Below are 16,621 nucleotides of genomic sequence, written 5' to 3'. Positions count from 1 at the left end.
TGATCGTTGGAATGATCCTCCGCCTGTAACCAATTTGGTCGCGTCGCCGAATAGCGGGAGGTCAGGGTAAGCGGAGGTGCGTCAACGCAAGCCGCCAGAGCAATGGAGGATCCATGTCCGACGACATCAACCACGATCGCCGGCGTTTCGTTGGTGCTGCGGCAACGACAGTTGCGGCAGCACAATTCGGCGTGATCGCGCCGGCGGTTGCAGATCCCCGAGCGAGCAAGAAGGTCGCCCGCGACGTCAGCAGAAGATCGGAGGCGGCGGGGACGGACGCCACCGTCGTTCTCGTCCATGGCGCCTTGGCCGACGGTTCAAGCTGGGCGCACGTCATTACGCTGCTGCAGTCCGAGGGACTGAAGACGATGGCCGCGCCGATTCCGCTCACATCGCTACCAGATGATGTCGCGGCGCTTGAACGAGCGCTGGAGCGGACCGACGGACCGGTTGTCCTTGTCGCACATGCCTATGCCGGCGCCGTGATTGGTGCCGTCACGCAGGAGAGAGTGCGGTCGCTGGTCTTCATTTCGGCTCTCTCTCCCGACGAAGGCGAAACAGTCGCGCAGATATTCTATCGCGACAAGCCGTCGCCGGAGGCGCCGAAACTCACCCCCGACAGTCATGGTTTCCTCTGGATGCCGAACGACCGGTTTGGCGCGGCCTGGTGCCAGCATGCCCGACCTGAGCAGGCTGCGCTCCTTGCTGCGATCCAGCGTCCCATTGCCGTCGCGGCAATCCAGGAAAAGGCTCCGAAAGCGGCATGGAAGGCAAAGCCGTCGTGGTACCTGGTCGCCGAGGAGGATCGAATGATCAATCCGGCGACACAGCTATTCCTGGCACGACGGATGGGCGCGCAGGTTCGCTCCGAGAAAGTCGATCATGCATCGCCGATCACCGCGCCGATGCTGGTCGCCGGAATGATACGCGAGGCCGTCACCAACGCACGTCCGAACGCCACGCAGCAACACGGCTGAACTGTCGCGATCGGTGCGATATGGTTGAAAGTGCCATTGGCATCTTTTCCAATAGGCTTCGCGACCCCGGCTTGTGCAAACAACTGGACGGAGCGACCCGCTGACTCTTAGTCAGCGGGGAGGGCCGGGTTCGAGCGCTGGTCCCGCCCACGACCCTCAAAGCGTCTCACACCCAGCCGCCATCTACGACGTAGTGCTGAGCGGTGCAGGCGGAGGCCTCATCGGACGCGAGGAAGAGGGTGAATTTCGCGACCTCGTCCGGTACCAGCCGGCGCTTCAGGCATTGTCGCTGCTGCAGTTCGATCTCGCCCGCCGGCGTCATCCATTTCTCGAGCTGGCGCTCGGTCATGATCCAGCCCGGCGCGATCGCGTTCACGCGGATGTTGTAGGGACCGTAATCGCGCGCGAGGGAGCGCGTCAGACCGACCACGCCCGACTTGCTGGCCGTGTACGCGGCCATGCCACCTTGTCCGGCCATCCACGACACCGAGCCGAAATTGATGATGGCGCCGGCATTCGCCGCCTTCATGTCCGGCAGCACGGCTTGCGCGGCGAAGAACTGGTGCTTCAGGTTCACTGCGATGCGGTCGTCCCAGTATTCCGGCGTCATCTCCTCGGTGTTGTGCCGTTCGTCATGTGCGGCATTGTTGACGAGGATATTGATCGCGCCGTGTGCTTTGCGCGCCTCGGCGACGCCGGCGCGCAACGCGGCGATGTCAGTCAGGTCGACGCGCTGGAAATGCGCAGCCAGACCCTGATCCGACAGCTCGCGTGCGAGGCGTTGGCCCTCGTCGGCCTTGATGTCGAAGAACACGACATTGGATTTCTGCTGCGCGAAGCGCCGCACGATCGCAGCCCCAATCCCCGATGCGCCACCGGTGACGAGAACGACCTTGCCGGCAAGGTCGGAATAAACGGCGGCCATGGGCACCTCTCAAGCTGCATTGCGGGCGGTGCGACGCGCCGCCCAGTTGTCCCGCCAACCTTAGCCATTCCCCGCGTGAGGTGCATAGATCAGAATTTTAGTTGCGTACCTCAAAAATCGAAGGCAGGATTGCAGCCAAAGAATAAGAGCCGGTTGGGAGGAATGTGATGAGACTGCTCGGGAAGCTGGGACTCGCCGCCGCCGCATGCCTGCTTTGGGCCAACTCCGCCGCGGCCGACACGACGGTCAAGTGGTTGCACATCGAAGCCAATCCGGCCCAGGTGAAAATCTGGGAGGAGGTTGCGCGGGCCTATGAGGCGTCGCATCCCGGCACCAAGATCGAGATGCAGTTCCTCGAGAACGAGGCCTACAAGGCCAAGCTGCCGACCATCCTGCAATCCAAGGACCGGCCGAACATCATCTACAGCTGGGCCGGCGGCGTCCTGAAGACGCAGATCGAGGCTGGCGTCCTCGACGACATCACCGATCAGGTGAAAGGGTACAGCGACAGCCTCACGCCGGCAGCGCTCGCCGCCTTCACGGCCAACGGCCGCGTTTACGGTCTTCCGACCGCGCTGTCGCAGGTCGGCTTCCTCTGCAACAAGGAGCTGATGGCGAAGGCGAAGGTCGATCCCGCAGGGATCAAGAGCTGGGACGATCTTCTTGCCGCGGTGAAGACGTTGAAAGCCGCCGGCGTGACCCCGATCGTGGTCGGTGGCGCCGACAAATGGCCGCTGCACTTCTATTGGACGCATCTTGCAGTGCGCGTCGGCGGCAAGGCGGCGTTCGATGCGGCGTTGAAGGGCGAGAATGGTGGCTTCGCCGGCGAGACCTTCCAGAAATCCGGCGAGCTGTTCAAGCAACTCGTCGATCTCCAGCCGTTCCAGAATGGCTTCCTCGGCTTCAAGAACCCGCAGGCGGTCGGCTATTTCGGTGACGGCAAGGCGGCGATGACGCTCGCCATCAGCACGGTCTATCATTTGCAGCGCGCGCTTGCAGCCGACAAGGTTGGATTGAGCGAAGACAAGATCTGCTGGTTCGACTTCCCGGTCGTGGCGGGCGGCAAGGGCGCGCCAACCGATACGCTCGGTGGCATCACCGGCTGGCTGATCACCAAGGGCTCGCCGAAGGAGGCGGTCGATTTCCTGAAATACTTCGTCTCCAGGGACGTGCAGACGCGGCTTGCTGCGGGCAACTTCATCATCCCGGTGGTGCAGGGCGCGGATGCCGGTCTCAACAACGCCTTCATGAAGCTGATCGCGGCCAATCTGGCGAAGTCGAACTACCACCAGAACTTCTATGACCAGAGCCTCGGCCCCTCGGTTGGCCGCGTCGTCAACGACGTCACCGCCGAGATCGCCGGCGGCAGCATGAGCCCGCAAGACGCGGCCAAGGCGATCGAGGCGGCGTGGAAGCAGGGTAACTGACGGTGGCACGCCGGGCCGCGAGCGTGTCGGCGATGGACGTTGCCGGTGAGCTCCCGCAGGTCGCCGAGCGCGGCCCGAGCTGGGACGGCAGGCTGACGGTCCTGATCCTGTTCCTGCCGCCGGCGCTGCTGTTGTTCACGCTGTTCGTGGTGCTGCCGATCGGCGAGGCGGCCTGGTACTCGGCCTTCAACTGGAACGGGTTCGGCAGGCCGACCAACTGGATCGGCTTCGACAATTACCGTTTCGTGCTGGAGACACGCGCCTTCTGGCTTGCGCTGCGCAACAACGGGCTGATCATCGCTGTTTCGCTCGCCATCCAGCTGCCGCTTGCGCTCACGCTGGCCTTGATGCTCGCCGAACGCTTTCGCGGGGCGGTGGCGCTGCGCATGCTGTTCTTTATGCCTTATATCCTGGCCGAGATCGCGACCGGGCTGATCTTCAGCTTCGTCTACGACGGCGATTACGGCCTTGTCGCCTCGATCTGGCGTACCTTCGGCGCCGAGCCCCCGCATCTGCTGGCCTCGACCGACACGGCAATGCTGGCTGTGCTGATCGTCGTCGTCTGGAAGTACTTCGGTTTCCACATGATGCTGTTCATCGCGGCGCTCCAGGGCCTCGACAAGAGCCTGATCGAGGCCGCGCGCATCGACGGCGCGACGCGTTCGCAAGCCCTGCGACATGTGGTCATCCCCTTGCTCTATCCGACGATTCGGCTCTCGGTGTTCTTCGCCATCGTCGGATCGCTGCAGCTGTTCGACCTCGTCATGCCGCTGACGCGCGGGGGGCCTGCGGACTCCTCGAACACGCTGGTGAGCTTCCTCTACAACAACGGCATCTCCCGCATGCGGGTCGGCTATGGCAGCGCCATCGGTGTCATTCTGTTCACGATCTGCGTGACCTTTGCCTTCACGTACAAGCGATGGTTCATGCGTGATGAGTAGCACCGAGACCAATCGTACGCCGTTCGATCCCGCCGTGCTGTTCAAGGCGATGTTCCTCGCCGTCGTTGCCGTCTTCGTGCTGGTGCCGCTGCTCGCGACCTTGCTCGGCGGCTTCAAATCGCTCGGCGAACTGCGCGTCAATCCGTTCGGCCTTCCGCATCACTGGGAATGGCAGAACTATGCCGACATCCTGTTCTCCACGCGCTACTGGCAGCTCTTGCGCAACTCGCTGATCATCTCGTCGCTCACGGTGACCCTGACCCTGATCGTCGCCTCGATGGCGGCGTTCACCTTCGCCCATGTCAGGTTCTACGGCTCATCGATGCTGCTGAGCTACCTGACGCTCGGCCTGCTGTTTCCGGCCGCGACCGCGGTGCTGCCGCTCTTCATCAAGGTGCGCGATCTCGGGCTGCTCGATACCTATTTTGGCGTGGCGCTGCCGCAGGTGGCCTTCAGCCTCGCGATGAGCGTGCTGCTGCTGCGGCGCTTCTTCAAGGACATTCCCTATGAACTGCTCGAGGCCGCGCTGGTCGACGGCTGCAGCTACATCAAATTCTTCCGCTATGTGACGCTGCCGTTGTCGCGACCGATCCTGGCGACCGTCGGGACCATCACTTTCGTCAATAGCTGGAACGCCTATCTGTTGCCGCTGGTGATGCTCAACACCGATGCGCTCTATCCCTGGCCGCTCGGCATCATGGTTTATCAGGGCGAGTATTCGTCCGAGTGGAACCTGATCCTGGCCTTCATCACGCTGACCATCCTGCCAACCATCATTCTCTTTCTTCTGGCGCAGAAGCACATCGTCGCTGGCCTCACCGCAGGCGCGGTCAAGGGATGAACGATACATTACGGAGATCACAATGAGAAAAGTCGGCATCGGAATCATCGGCTGCGGCAATATCAGCACCGCCTATCTGAAGGCGGCCCAGCGCTTTCCGGTCATGGAAATCAAGGCGCTCGCCGATATGCGCAGCGATGCGGCAGAGCGGCAGGGCGCCGCCTTCGGGCTGCCGGCGATGCGGGTCGACCAACTTCTCATGCGAGAGGATGTCGAGATCGTCATCAATCTCACGGTGCCGCTCGCCCACACCGACGTCAGCCTCGCGGTGCTGAACGCGGGCAAGCACGTTCATTCCGAGAAGCCGCTCGGCATCAACGTTGCGGAAGCCCGCAAGGTGATGGATCTCGCCGCGCAGAAGGACCTTCGCGTCGGCTGCGCGCCCGATACGTTTCTTGGCGGTGGGCACCAGACCGCGCGCAAGCTGATCGACGATGGCGCGATAGGCACGCCGGTCGCGGGCAGCGTCTTCTTCGGCTGTCCCGGCCATGAGCGCTGGCACCCGTCGCCGGGCTTCTATTACCTTCGCGGCGGAGGGCCGATGCTCGACATGGGGCCGTACTACATCACGGATCTCGTGCAGCTGCTTGGCCCGGTCGCGAGCGTGATGGGCTCGACCGCGCGCCCGAAATCCGAACGGCTGGTCACCAGCCAGCCGATGAACGGCACCCTGATCCCGGTCGAGGTTTCGACCCATGTCGCCGGCACGCTCGAATTCGAGAGCGGCGCGGTCGTCTCGATCGCAATGAGCTTCGACGTACCGAAGCACCGGCACGCGCCGATCGAGATCTATGGCGACAAGGGCAGCATGCTGGTGCCGGACCCGAACCGGTTCGGCGGCGAGGTGCAGGTCGCGAAGACTGGCGGTGAATGGGAGCCGGTGCCGCTGACCCACGGTCATGTCGATGGCGAGTTTCGTTCCATCGGGGTCGCCGACATGGCCTCCGCGATCCTGAACAACCGTCCGCATCGCGCCAGCGGCGCGCTCGCTTTCCATGTGCTCGAGGTAATGGAGGCGTTCCAGACCTCCGCCGACGAAGGACGCCGCGTCAAGATCGGGAGCTGCGTCGAGCGGCCGGCGATGCTGCCGGCCGGACGTGAAACCGGACAGATCGACTGAGGGAATGACCATGCGCAAGGCAATGATTGTATGGGGCGGCTGGCCGGGACACGATCCCGATCTCTGCGCCTCGATGATCCGCGGCTGGCTGAAGGCGGAAGGCTTCGAGGTCCGGGTCGAGACCACGACGGCGGCGTTCGCCGATCCCGCGATCCACGATCTGTCGCTGATCATCCCGATCTACACCATGTCGAAGATCGAGAAGGCGGAAGCGCTCAATCTCTGCGCGGCGGTGCGTGGCGGCGTCGGGCTGGCCGGGCATCATGGCGGCATGTGCGATGCGTTCCGCGAGTCCGTCGACTACCAGTTCCTGTGCGGCGGGCAGTGGGTCGCGCATCCCGGCAACATCATCGACTACAAGGTCGACTTGACGAAGCCGGATGACCCCATCATGAAGGGGCTGAAGAGTTTCGAGCATCGTTCCGAGCAGTACTACATGCATGTCGACCCCGCCAACGAGGTGCTGGCGACGACGACCTTCACCGGTGAGCACGCGCCCTGGATCGACGGCGTGGTGATGCCTGTGGTCTGGAAGAAGCGATACGGCGCGGGCAGGGTGTTCTACTCCTCGCTCGGCCACCGCGCTTATGAGCTCGACGTACCGGAGATCCGAACGTTGATGACCCGCGGCATGCTGTGGGCCGCGCGCGAATGACAGCCGGTGCGACGCAGCCGGCCGTTCGCGCCACGCTGGAGGACGTCGCGCGTGCGGCGGGCGTTTCGCTCGCAACCGTCGACCGCGTCGTCAACCGGCGCAAGGGCGTGCGTGCCAAGACCGTCGCACGTGTCGAGGCCGCGGTAGCAAAACTCGGCTATCGGGGCGATGTCGCGGCCGCGCGGCTCGCCCGCGGGCAGACGTTCCGCTTCGCCTTCGTGCTGCCGAGCGGCAGCAACAGCTTCATGACCAACCTGGCCGAGCAGGTCCAACGCACCGCGGACTGGCTCGCCGGCCACCGCGGCTTCATCGATATCCTCCATGTCGACGTGTTCGATCCGGATGTGCTCGCCGGTGCGCTGGAAAACCTGTCGCCGGCCTATCAGGGCGTCGCCGTCATCGCACTGGACCATCCCAGGGTGCGCGCCGCGATCGACGAGCTCGCCGCGCGCGGGGTCGCCGTGGTGACCCTTGTGTCGGACGCGCCGAGCTCGCGGCGGCTGCATTATGTCGGTATCGACAACCCGGCCGCGGGGCGAACTGCGGCAACGCTGATGGGACGTTTCCTCGCCGGCCGCGAGGGGAAGGTTGCCGTGATCGCGGGATCGTTATCGCTGCGCGATCACACCGAGCGGCAGTTCGGCTTCCACCAGATCCTGTCCAGCGAGTATCCGAACCTGCTCGCGCTGCCGGTGATCGAAGGCCGCGACGACAGCGAGCGCACGCGGGAGCTCACGGCCGCGCTGCTGGCGCGCCACGCCGATCTCCGCGGCATCTACTGCTGCGGCGCCGGGAACCGCGGCATCGCCAATGCGCTGGAGACCTCGGGGCGCGCGCGTGAGGTGGTCTGGATCACGCACGAGCTGACCCAGTACACGCGGCGTTTCCTGGTCCGCGGCACGCTCGATGCCATCATCAACCAGGATCCCGGTCACGAGGCGCGGTCTGCGGCGCGAGTTCTGCTCGCGCATTGTTCGGGTGAGCCCATCAGCCCCGACCAGGAGCGCATCCGCATCGATATCTTTCTGCGGGACAACCTGCCGTGATTAGCGTTCGCAGGTGATGCGCAGCTTGCTTCGATAGGTGTCGCGAAGTGCCGCAGCGGCCTCAACGGTGCTCAGAAGTTCGCTGCCATTGCTGCGAGGTGCTGATGGGCTCTTTCGCGGGCAGCCTCGATGGGCTGTTGCGGCCCGGTGGTTGGCCCGATCGGCACGAAACGGACATTGCTGATACCGATAAAGCGCAAAATTTCCCGCAGGTAAGGCGTTGCCATATCGATGCGCCCGCGGTTCATTCCGGTGGCGAAATCGCTGCCACTGGCGAGGATCACCGTGGTTGGCCGGTCCTTCAGCAGCGGGAGATATCCCAGGGAGGGGTCGAACCGAAAGGTGAGCCCGGGCTGGACGATGACATCGAACCATTGCTTGAGCTTGTAGGGAATGCTGAAGTTCCACATTGGCGTCGAGATCAGCACACGATCGGCCAGTGAAAACCGCAGCGCCATCCGCTCGGCCTCGGCAAAGCTGTCCCGTTGCGCGTCGTTGAAGGGCTGCGCCTTCATGCGCGCATATTTGGCCTCGACGATGGGACCTGCGAATTCCGGCAGCCGCTCGCGCCAGAGATCCACGACGTCGATATCCCAGTCCGGACGGACCTGCCGAAACCCGTCAAGAAAGACGCGCGCGCCGGCGCTCGACTCGGAGTCGGCACGGGGCGAGCAGGAGAGGTGCAAAAGCTTTGCCACCACTCATCCCAGCGCTGTGATGACGGCATCCGCCCGGGTGACGACGGCGACGTTCTGCATGGCAAAGTTGATCGAGGCGGAGTGCCAGTCGGCATTCATGGTCGAGCAGCAGTCTTCCGGCACGATCATGAAATAGCCCTTGTCGGCGCCGGTTCGCGCGGTGTGCTCGACCGACATGTTGGTCCATGCGCCGGTGTTGATGATCATGTCGCGGCCGGTGGCTTTCAGGATCGTCTCCAGCCGGGTGCCTTCCCAGGCGCTCATCCGCATCTTCTCGACGACGAAATCGCCGGGCCGCGGCTCGAGGCCCGAGACCGGGGCGGCACCCCAGCTGCCGCGTACCATCGCCTTGCTGTCGACGAGACCCTCGAACAGCGGTGCGTTCAGCGTCACGCCGGGGGCGCCGGGCTCGACCACGAACCAGACGTGGATGATGGCGACGCCGCGCGCGCGAGCTGTCTCCGCCAGACGCCGGACGTTCTCGACCACATGCTGTTGCTTCGCATGACCTGGTGCGCCTGACTCGGCGAATGCGCCGCCATCCATGATGACGTCGTTCTGAAGATCCTGGATGATCATGGCGCAGCGGCTTGGATCGAGCCGCATCTCGCCGTCCGCGAGGATGGGCGTTGCAGCCGCGGGGCCGGTGCTTGCGCCGCCGCTGCCACGTTTGCCGCTCATATAGGGCTCATGACGCGGCCCGGCCTTGGTCGGGATGGCATAGACCGAATGCGTCGACGTCAGATAGAGCATGCGGAAATCCGGGCCACCCCAGGCAAGGTTGGCGACGAGCTCAGGCACGCGGACTTTTCCGAGCAGCTCACCGCGCGGTGAATAGACCCAGACGCCGCCGGGCGCGGTGACCCAGACATTGCCATGCTGGTCGCACTTCATGCCGTCGGGCAGGCCCGGCTCCAGCTCGGAGCGGATGCCGCTTGCAAACGCGCGTGCGTTCGACAGCGTACCGTCGGCATTGACATCGAACACGCGGATCAGCGCCTGTACGGTGTCGTTGACATACAGCAGCTTTTCGTCCGGCGAGAAGCACAATCCGTTCGGCTGGTCGAACAGGTTGCGATCCACCACGAGCTTCGGCTCGCCGCCCGGCACGAGGCGATAGACGCCCTGGAAGCCGAGCTGGCGCGGCCGCTCGACACCATAGACCGGCATGCGACCATACCAGGGATCGGAGAAATAGATGGCACCGGAGGAGTGCACGCAGACGTCGTTGGGGCTGTTGAGCTCCTGTCCCTGGAAGTGCGAGGCCAGCACCTCGCGCCGCCCGTCCGGCCGCTCACGGATCAGCGACGAGGTCGCGTGCTCGCAGACGATCAGATTGAGCTCGACATCGTAGGTCATGCCGTTGCATTTGTTCGACGGGCGCTTGACCTCCGCGACGCCGCGCCGCGCATCCCAGCGCCGCCGCACGTCGCCGGGCATGTCCGAGAACAGGAGATAGTGATCGACCGGATGCCAGATCGGCCCCTCCGTGAAGTCAAAACCCGTTCCGACCTGCGCGACCGGCGCGTAGGGGTCGATCAGGGTCTCGAATTCGGAGCGCAAGGTAACGTGCGTCATCGGTCGATATCCTCAGCTCACGTCAGGCAGGGAACCAGTTGCGCGCAGGCAGCGACTGCACGATCGGGCCGGGGACCTGATCGTGCAGGCGTCCGACGACCATACCGCCCTCGATCTTGGCCGGCCTGTCGTGCACCGGCAGCAGATAGCGCGAATTACTGAGCAGCTTCTTGATCGACGCCTTCTCGGCCCGCTTGCTGGTGCCGTGGTTTCCCGTCGTCCGCGGCTCCCAGTCGTGGATCTCGTTGAAGGGCGTGACGATCTGGTCGTTGAAGTCGTAGATCACGTCGCCGCAGATCGTCGCGATTCCGTCGGCAGTCTCGACGATGACGTTCATCGATCCCTCGGTATGTGCATTGGCCGCATCGCAATAGACGCCGGGCATCAGCTCGATAGGACCTGTGATCTCGAGGTCGAGGAAGCGCAGCGCACTCTTGGTGTGCAGGCGGTCGATGAGATGCTTGATGTCGGGCGCCGGATATTGCGGGTGCATCAAGCCGGAGACGGAGTATTCGAGTTCTTTCCGGTTGAGGACGACGGTCGTATTCATCGGAAACAGATCGTCCTTGCCGGCGTGGTCGATGTGCAGATGGGTGTGGCAGACGAAGCGGACGTCGCCCATGCGCACGCCGTGGCGGGCGAGCTGGTTCTCGATCATGTGCTCGTGGTATTGCAGGCCGCGCATCCCCAGCGTTTCCATGATCTGGTTGGAGCGGTAGCCGGTATCGACCACGACCGGATATTTGCCGCCGAGGATCAAAAAGCCGAGCGTGAGGACGCGGCGTGTGCGGCCGCAGTCGCGGCCGAGGACCAGAAAGCTCGATTCCAGCTCGATATCGCCATAGTCCAGGATCTTGATCTCCAGCGCCATTCGTTTCCCTCCCTGTTCTGTTCTTGTCTGTCAAAGCCGATAGACGCGCGTCGCCGTCGTCCTGAAAATTGCGTCCTGCTGCTCGGTCGTCAGCTTCGCGGCTGCGGCACGAAAGGCGTCGACGAGCTCCCGATAGCTGGTCCACAATTTCTCGATCGGAAAATTGGAGCCAAACAGGCAGCGCTCCGCGCCGAAAATCGCGACGGTATCGGTAAGGACGGCCGCGATGTGCGCGGGATCGTTGCGATGGATGAAGGTGCCGAGCCCGGAGAGTTTTGAGACCACGTTCGGACAGACCGCGAGCCGGGCCATCCCGGCGCGCCAGGCGGCCCGGCCCGCCGGCGAGAGGTCTTCCAGCATGCCGGCATGCTGGAGGATGAAGGTCACCCTGGGGCAGGATTCGGCGAGCTGCGCTGCATCCGGCATCTGAGGCGTGAAGACCTGGAGATCAAAGCTCCAGCCGTAGTCGGCCAGGTGCGCGATGTTGCGGCGGACCACGGGATCGACGCAGAGATCGGGCTTGGCCGCGAAACGATAGAGCGGATTGTCGTGCCAGTGCAGCTGCATGCGCACGCCGCGCACGAGCGGATAGCGCTTCAGGCGATCGAGCTGCGGGCGCACGTCGTCGACGGCGAAATCGGCGTAGGCGACGATGGCGTGCGGCCAGCCGTGCTCGTCGGCGGTCTGCTGCACCCAAGCGGCTTCATCCTCGAAACGGTCGTTGGCCCAGTTGGTCTGGACATAGACCGAACGGGTGACGCCGGTGCCCTTGAGGTCGTCGAGATATTCCCGGATCGGATAATCGCGACGGATCGGCTCGTAGGGTCCAAAGATGCGCGGCTGCATCGGGCCGGTCAGCCAGGGCAGGTCGGCCTGTCGCCAGATGTGATGATGGCCGTCGACAATGTCGCTCACGCCGCTTTCCTCCGTCCCAACGTCAGAATGTGCGCGACAATCGACGCGCTTGAACCGCCATCCACGAGATCATCGACGAAGCGCTCGATGGCCACCAGCGCCTCGGTCTGCGGGCGGAAGTCCGGGCCCGTCGCGAGCGGCGTCAGCCAGCTCACGCGCCAGGCGCGCCGCGACAGCTTTGCGACCGCGTCGCGCAACGCATCGACTTCGCCGCGCTCCAGCCCGTCCGACACGACGATGACGGCCGCGCCTCGCGCGTAACCGCCGAACCGCGGCACCGCGAGGAAGGCTTGCAACGCGTCGCCGATGCGGGTGCCGCCATCCCAGTCGCTGACGAGGTGCGCCGCCGCGCTCAGCGCCTGCTCGCGACGCTTGAGGCGCAATGGGCGGGTGACGCGGGTCAGCCGCGTGCCGAAGGTGAAGACCTCGACATTGGGCGCGGCCTGTACCAGCGCATGCGCGAGCTTCATGTTCTCCTCGGTGCGCGTTTTCATCGAGCCGGAGACGTCAATCAGCAGCAGGAGTTTTCGTCGGCGCGGGCGCCGCTTCAGGTGCCCGAGCCGCAGGATCTCGCCGTCGTTCCGGACACACTCGCGCAGGGTTCGGCGAAGGTCGGCAAACGGCCCGCGGCGGGCGCGCATGCGCCGGTGGCCGCGACGCTGCGGCAGGCGCCGGGAGGCCTCGCGGGCCAGGCGGCGGAGCGCGTCGGTGGCGGAGAGCTGGGCGAAGCGGCGCTCCACCAGCGCCTCGGCGCACGTCGCGGCGAGGCCGGATTCATTGGCGTCGTCGGAGAACAGGGGATCCTGTTCGCCGCGGCCCTCTTCCTGGAGCCGGACAGTCTCGTCGTCGTCGCCGTCATCGACATGTTCGATGGCTTCGCTGCCGCGGAAGTGCAGGTCGAACAGCCGGTCGAAGGTCGTGCGGCGCTCGGGTGGCGGGGCGAGCGTGGCCAGAGCCGATTGCCTGATGTCGTTGAGGTCGCGCGGCCCGAGCAGCTCGATCGCGGCGAGATAGGAGGTGGTCTGCTCGGGAGCGACGGCGAAGCCGTTGGCGCGCAGCAGCGCGACGAAGGAGACGAAGATGCGGGCGGCGCGCGGAAGCTCCGGCTCGGTGCTCATGCGGTTGCCTCCGCGAGCATGACGTCGAGCCGGGGCGAGATGAAGTGCAGGTCTTCCTCGTCCTTCAGCGCCACGCCGATCGAGCGTTTGAAGGCGTCGGGCCAGCGCGCACCGCCCTTGTGAAGGAGCGTCGCCGCTTCAGCCCAGTCGACGGCTTCCGCGATGCCTGGTGCCTTGCTGAGCGGCTCGCGGCGCAATTTGCCGACGGCCGCGACGACGGCCCGCGCGGTCGCCTCGGCGACGCTGGAGGCCCGCAGCATCACGATACGCGCCTCCCGCTCTTCGGTGGGATAGTCGATCCAGTGGTAGACACAGCGGCGGCGCAAGGCTTCGTGCAGGTCGCGCGTTCGATTCGATGTCAGCACGACGACAGGACGTTCGGCCGCGCGCACTGTGCCGCGTTCGGGGATCGAAATCTGGAAGTCCGAGAGAAATTCGAGCAGGAACGCCTCAAACTCCTGGTCGGCGCGGTCGATTTCATCGATCAGCAGCACGGTGGAGTCGGGCGCGCGAAGCGTCGCCAGCATCGGCCGCTCTATCAGAAACGTCTCGCCATAGATGTCGATGCTCTCGTCGCCAGCCTGGCGGATCGCGAGCATCTGGCGTGGATAGTTCCACTCGTAGAGCGCCGCCGAGGCGTCGATGCCCTCGTAGCATTGCAGGCGGATGAGGCGGCGGCCGAGGACGGCGGCGATGGCTTTCGCGGCCTCGGTCTTGCCGACGCCGGGGGCGCCTTCGAGCAGGAGCGGCTTGCCGAGGGCAAGGCCGAGATAGGCCGCGGTCGCGAGCCCTTCATCGGCGAGGTAATAGGCTGCCCGAAGCGCCTTCTCCAGCGCTTCGGGGCTGTCGATGCCAACGATGTTGCTGCGGACTGCCATGGCCAGTCTCAGCGTCGCGCCTGTGGCCGCGCGCCGCCCTGGGTCTTGATCGCGCGCAGCACCTTTTCCGGCGTAATCGGCAGATCGTCGATGCGCACGCCGACGGCGTTGAAAATCGCATTCGCGACAGCCGGCAGCACGGGATTGGCGCACATTTCGCCCGGTCCTTTGGCGCCGAACGGTCCATCTGGCGCGGGGCGCTCCAGCACGGCGATATCGTGCGGGCAAATGTCACCCGGGCCGGGCATCAGATATTCGACGAAGTCGCGGGGGCCGTGAACAGGGTCGGGATAGTGAGGCTCCGTGGTCTCGTACAGCGCGTGGCTGATGCCCATCCAGGCGCCGCCCACGAGCTGCTGCTCGACCAGGCGCGGATTGAGCGCGCGGCCGAGCTCATAGGCGGAGTCCATGCGGACCATCGCGACTTCGCCGGTCTCGTCGTCGACCTCGACTTCCGCCACGAGACAGGCATGGGCGTAGCAGGTCGCCGGCGACATCTCGCCGGTTTCGGGGTCGACGTTGGACAGAGGCACGAGGAATATGCCGCGGCCGGAGATGGTCTTGCCCTGCTTGAACTGGGCGGCGATGGCGACGTCCTTGGTCGAGATCGAGCGATGCGGCGCACCCTTGACGTGGATGTTGCCGCGTCCGTCGGTTTCGAGATCGGCGGCGTTGACCTCGAGCTCCTCGGCTGCCGCCTCCATCATCACGCCGCGCGCCTCGCGCGCCGCGGCCATCACGGCATTGCCGACGCGATGGGTGCCGCGCGAGGCGAAGGAGCCCATACAATGCGGACCGGTATCGGAATCCGCGGTGTCGACATAGACGTCCTCGACGGGAACGCCCAGCGTCTCCGCGCAGATCTGCCGCGTCACCGACTTCATGCCCTGGCCGAGGTCGATCGACGACAGCGCCACCGTGAACTTGCCGCTCGGGTTTGAGTGAACCAACGCCTGGCTGGGATCGCCGCCGAGATTCATGCCGATGGGATAGTTGATCGACGCCATGCCGCGTCCGCGATGCCGGGTCATCAGCGCCTCCTGGTGCCGAACACGGAGGAGAAGCGGGGCGCACCATGCGAGGGCGCGGCCGGCCGCGGTGGAGGTGGCGACGGCGCAGGGGGCGGCGGCTCGCGCGGTGGTTCGCGGGTGACGGTGGGCGGGAGCCGGTCATAGCTGGTGCGCTGCTGGACTGGCGCGGCCGGCCGGCTGCGCGAATCCGTCGGGGTCGGCGGGATCACGGCGCGGCTGCCGCCGCCGTCCTTGCGCGACGAAGCTCGCTTGAACTCCTCGCGGATCGGCCATTTCGCCTTCTCGGCGGCGACCTGAACGCATTCGATCAGCGCGGTGTTCTTGGCTTCGCGCCGATGCGCCTTCATGTCGCCGTCGCGATAGGCATTGAGGATCCGGAACTCCATCGGGTCCATGCCGACGAGGTTCGCCAGCTTATCCATCTGGCACTCGATCGCAAAATCCATCGCGGTGACGCCGAAACCGCGCATCGCGGTCGCGGGCGTCCGGTTGGTGAAGACGCAATAGACGTCGCCATAGACGTTCGGGATGGTATAGGGCCCGGGCAGATGCGCGGCGCATTTCACGGCGGCGTAGCTGGAAAGCCTCGTATAGGCGCCGCTGTCGAAATAGGCGCGGATTTTTCGCGCGATGACACGGCCGTCGCGCATCACGCCGTCCTTGATGTAGATGCGCTCGGCGCCGCGGGGCGGGCCGTATTGCATCTCCTCCTCACGCCCGAACACATAGCGGACGGGACGCCCGGTCAGCATCGCGCCCAGGATCGCGAGCGGCTCGGTCAGCGTATCCACCTTGCCGCCGAAGCCGCCGCCGACCGTGCCGCCGATGAAGTGGAAGGTATTGGATGGCAGGTCCAAAATCTTGGCGCAGGTGTCGACGGAGAAGAACAGCGCTTGCGTCGAGGTGTAGACGACGTAGCGCCCGTTGGTGTCGGGCGCGGCGATCGCGCCATTGGTTTCGGTCGGCGCGTGCTCGATCGGAGACATCTGGTAGCGCTGTTCGAGCACGTGGTCGGCGGTCGCGAGCGCAGCGTCGGCATCGCCGAAGCGCAGCTTCTGGTGATCATGGACGTCGTGATAGATGAAGGCGTTCTTCGGATAGGTCTCGTTGACGACGGGCGCCCCGGCCTTGAGCGCGTCCTCGACGTCGAGCACGACCGGCAGCGGCTCGTAGTCGATCCGCACCTTTGCGATCGCCTCGAACGCCTCGCGCTCGCTGTCCGCGACGATGGCGACGACCGGTTCGCCCTTGTAGCGGACCTTGTCCGCCGCCAGCGTAGGCTCGTCGTCCTTGCCGAAGTTGATGAGGCTGAGAAGCGTGTTGAGATTGCGCGGCACGTCGGCGCCGCGGATGATCCGGCGTACGCCGGACGAGCGTTCGGCTTCCGTGGTGTCGATATGGCGCAACCGCGCGTGCGCCTGCGTCGAGCGAACCACCTTCAGATGCAGCATGCCCTGAAGCTTGTGGTCGTTGAAATAGCTCGACGTGCCCGTGACATGGCCGAGCATGTCCTGGCGCTGCGTGCCCTTGCCGATCTCATTGAGATTGTCGTCGCGCTCGTCGGCGAAAATGTCCTTGCGCAGTTCCAGCATGACAAGAT

At 65.0% G+C, this 16,621-nt stretch carries 16 protein-coding genes; 7 read left to right on the top strand and 9 right to left on the bottom strand.

Annotated features, from left to right (window positions below; translation table 11 throughout):
- Positions 1–113 precede the first annotated feature (113 nt).
- Positions 114–977 carry an alpha/beta fold hydrolase gene (locus ABIB95_RS01725; protein WP_354237682.1) on the top strand — a complete coding sequence of 288 codons (864 nt, stop codon included), beginning with the start codon at positions 114–116 and terminating at the stop codon, positions 975–977.
- Between the two features lie 166 nt (positions 978–1,143).
- On the opposite strand, the gene ABIB95_RS01720 is transcribed toward ABIB95_RS01725, so the two are convergent.
- Positions 1,144–1,902, bottom strand: a complete 759-nt coding sequence (locus tag ABIB95_RS01720) for an SDR family NAD(P)-dependent oxidoreductase (protein ID WP_247308860.1) — start codon at positions 1,900–1,902, stop codon at positions 1,144–1,146.
- Positions 1,903–2,069: 167 nt separating this feature from the next.
- On the opposite strand from ABIB95_RS01720, the gene ABIB95_RS01715 reads away from it, so the two are divergent.
- Genes ABIB95_RS01715 through ABIB95_RS01690 form a run of 6 tightly spaced genes read left to right on the top strand, consistent with a single transcriptional unit; the run spans position 2,070 to position 7,932 of the window.
- Complete coding sequence (locus tag ABIB95_RS01715) at positions 2,070–3,329, top strand: extracellular solute-binding protein (protein WP_063984353.1); 1,260 nt, start codon at positions 2,070–2,072, stop codon at positions 3,327–3,329.
- A gap of 2 nt (positions 3,330–3,331) precedes the next feature.
- The gene (locus tag ABIB95_RS01710) at positions 3,332–4,270 is read left to right on the top strand and encodes a carbohydrate ABC transporter permease (RefSeq protein WP_071915383.1); all 939 of its coding nucleotides are present in this window, start codon (positions 3,332–3,334) and stop codon (positions 4,268–4,270) included.
- Positions 4,263–5,111 (top strand): carbohydrate ABC transporter permease, encoded by an 849-nt coding sequence (locus ABIB95_RS01705; RefSeq protein WP_354237681.1) that lies wholly within the window; start codon positions 4,263–4,265, stop codon positions 5,109–5,111. Before ABIB95_RS01710 ends, ABIB95_RS01705 begins: the two co-directional genes overlap by 8 nt.
- Positions 5,112–5,133: 22 nt before the next feature.
- Positions 5,134–6,231: a Gfo/Idh/MocA family protein gene (locus ABIB95_RS01700; protein ID WP_354237680.1), complete on the top strand. Its 1,098-nt coding sequence runs from the start codon at positions 5,134–5,136 to the stop codon at positions 6,229–6,231.
- 10 nt (positions 6,232–6,241) lie between these two features.
- A complete protein-coding gene (locus tag ABIB95_RS01695) occupies positions 6,242–6,886 on the top strand; it encodes a ThuA domain-containing protein (RefSeq protein WP_014496439.1) in 645 nt (214 codons plus the stop codon).
- Complete coding sequence (locus ABIB95_RS01690) at positions 6,883–7,932, top strand: LacI family DNA-binding transcriptional regulator (protein WP_354237679.1); 1,050 nt, start codon at positions 6,883–6,885, stop codon at positions 7,930–7,932. The genes ABIB95_RS01695 and ABIB95_RS01690 overlap by 4 nt, the downstream gene beginning before the upstream one ends.
- 71 nt (positions 7,933–8,003) lie before the next feature.
- On the opposite strand, the gene ABIB95_RS01685 is transcribed toward ABIB95_RS01690, so the two are convergent.
- From ABIB95_RS01685 to ABIB95_RS01650, 8 genes are read right to left on the bottom strand one after another with little or no spacing between them, the layout of a single operon-like run.
- Positions 8,004–8,630, bottom strand: a complete 627-nt coding sequence (locus tag ABIB95_RS01685) for an FMN-dependent NADH-azoreductase (RefSeq protein WP_354237678.1) — start codon at positions 8,628–8,630, stop codon at positions 8,004–8,006.
- 3 nt (positions 8,631–8,633) lie between these two features.
- Complete coding sequence (locus ABIB95_RS01680; protein WP_354237677.1) at positions 8,634–10,208, bottom strand: isochorismatase family protein; 1,575 nt, start codon at positions 10,206–10,208, stop codon at positions 8,634–8,636.
- Positions 10,209–10,230: 22 nt separating this feature from the next.
- Positions 10,231–11,079 carry an N-acyl homoserine lactonase family protein gene (locus tag ABIB95_RS01675; RefSeq protein ID WP_028147221.1) on the bottom strand — a complete coding sequence of 283 codons (849 nt, stop codon included), beginning with the start codon at positions 11,077–11,079 and terminating at the stop codon, positions 10,231–10,233.
- Between the two features lie 30 nt (positions 11,080–11,109).
- Positions 11,110–11,994 carry an amidohydrolase family protein gene (locus ABIB95_RS01670; protein WP_354237676.1) on the bottom strand — a complete coding sequence of 295 codons (885 nt, stop codon included), beginning with the start codon at positions 11,992–11,994 and terminating at the stop codon, positions 11,110–11,112.
- A complete protein-coding gene (locus ABIB95_RS01665) occupies positions 11,991–13,112 on the bottom strand; it encodes a vWA domain-containing protein (protein WP_354237675.1) in 1,122 nt (373 codons plus the stop codon). The genes ABIB95_RS01670 and ABIB95_RS01665 overlap by 4 nt, the downstream gene beginning before the upstream one ends.
- On the bottom strand, positions 13,109–13,990 hold the full coding sequence (locus ABIB95_RS01660; RefSeq protein WP_071915377.1) for an AAA family ATPase: 882 nt from the start codon (positions 13,988–13,990) through the stop codon (positions 13,109–13,111). Before ABIB95_RS01660 ends, ABIB95_RS01665 begins: the two co-directional genes overlap by 4 nt.
- A gap of 8 nt (positions 13,991–13,998) precedes the next feature.
- Positions 13,999–15,021, bottom strand: coding sequence for a xanthine dehydrogenase family protein molybdopterin-binding subunit (locus tag ABIB95_RS01655; RefSeq protein WP_014496431.1), 1,023 nt, complete (start codon positions 15,019–15,021; stop codon positions 13,999–14,001).
- A complete protein-coding gene (locus tag ABIB95_RS01650; protein ID WP_247308881.1) occupies positions 15,021–16,613 on the bottom strand; it encodes a xanthine dehydrogenase family protein molybdopterin-binding subunit in 1,593 nt (530 codons plus the stop codon). Before ABIB95_RS01650 ends, ABIB95_RS01655 begins: the two co-directional genes overlap by 1 nt.
- Positions 16,614–16,621: the final 8 nt, after the last annotated feature.

This window comes from Bradyrhizobium sp. LA2.1 (genome assembly GCF_040547725.1).
Classification (GTDB): domain Bacteria; phylum Pseudomonadota; class Alphaproteobacteria; order Rhizobiales; family Xanthobacteraceae; genus Bradyrhizobium; species Bradyrhizobium barranii.
The sequence above is the reverse complement of the archived record's forward strand: the minus strand, read 5'-3'. Positions and strand labels throughout refer to the sequence as shown.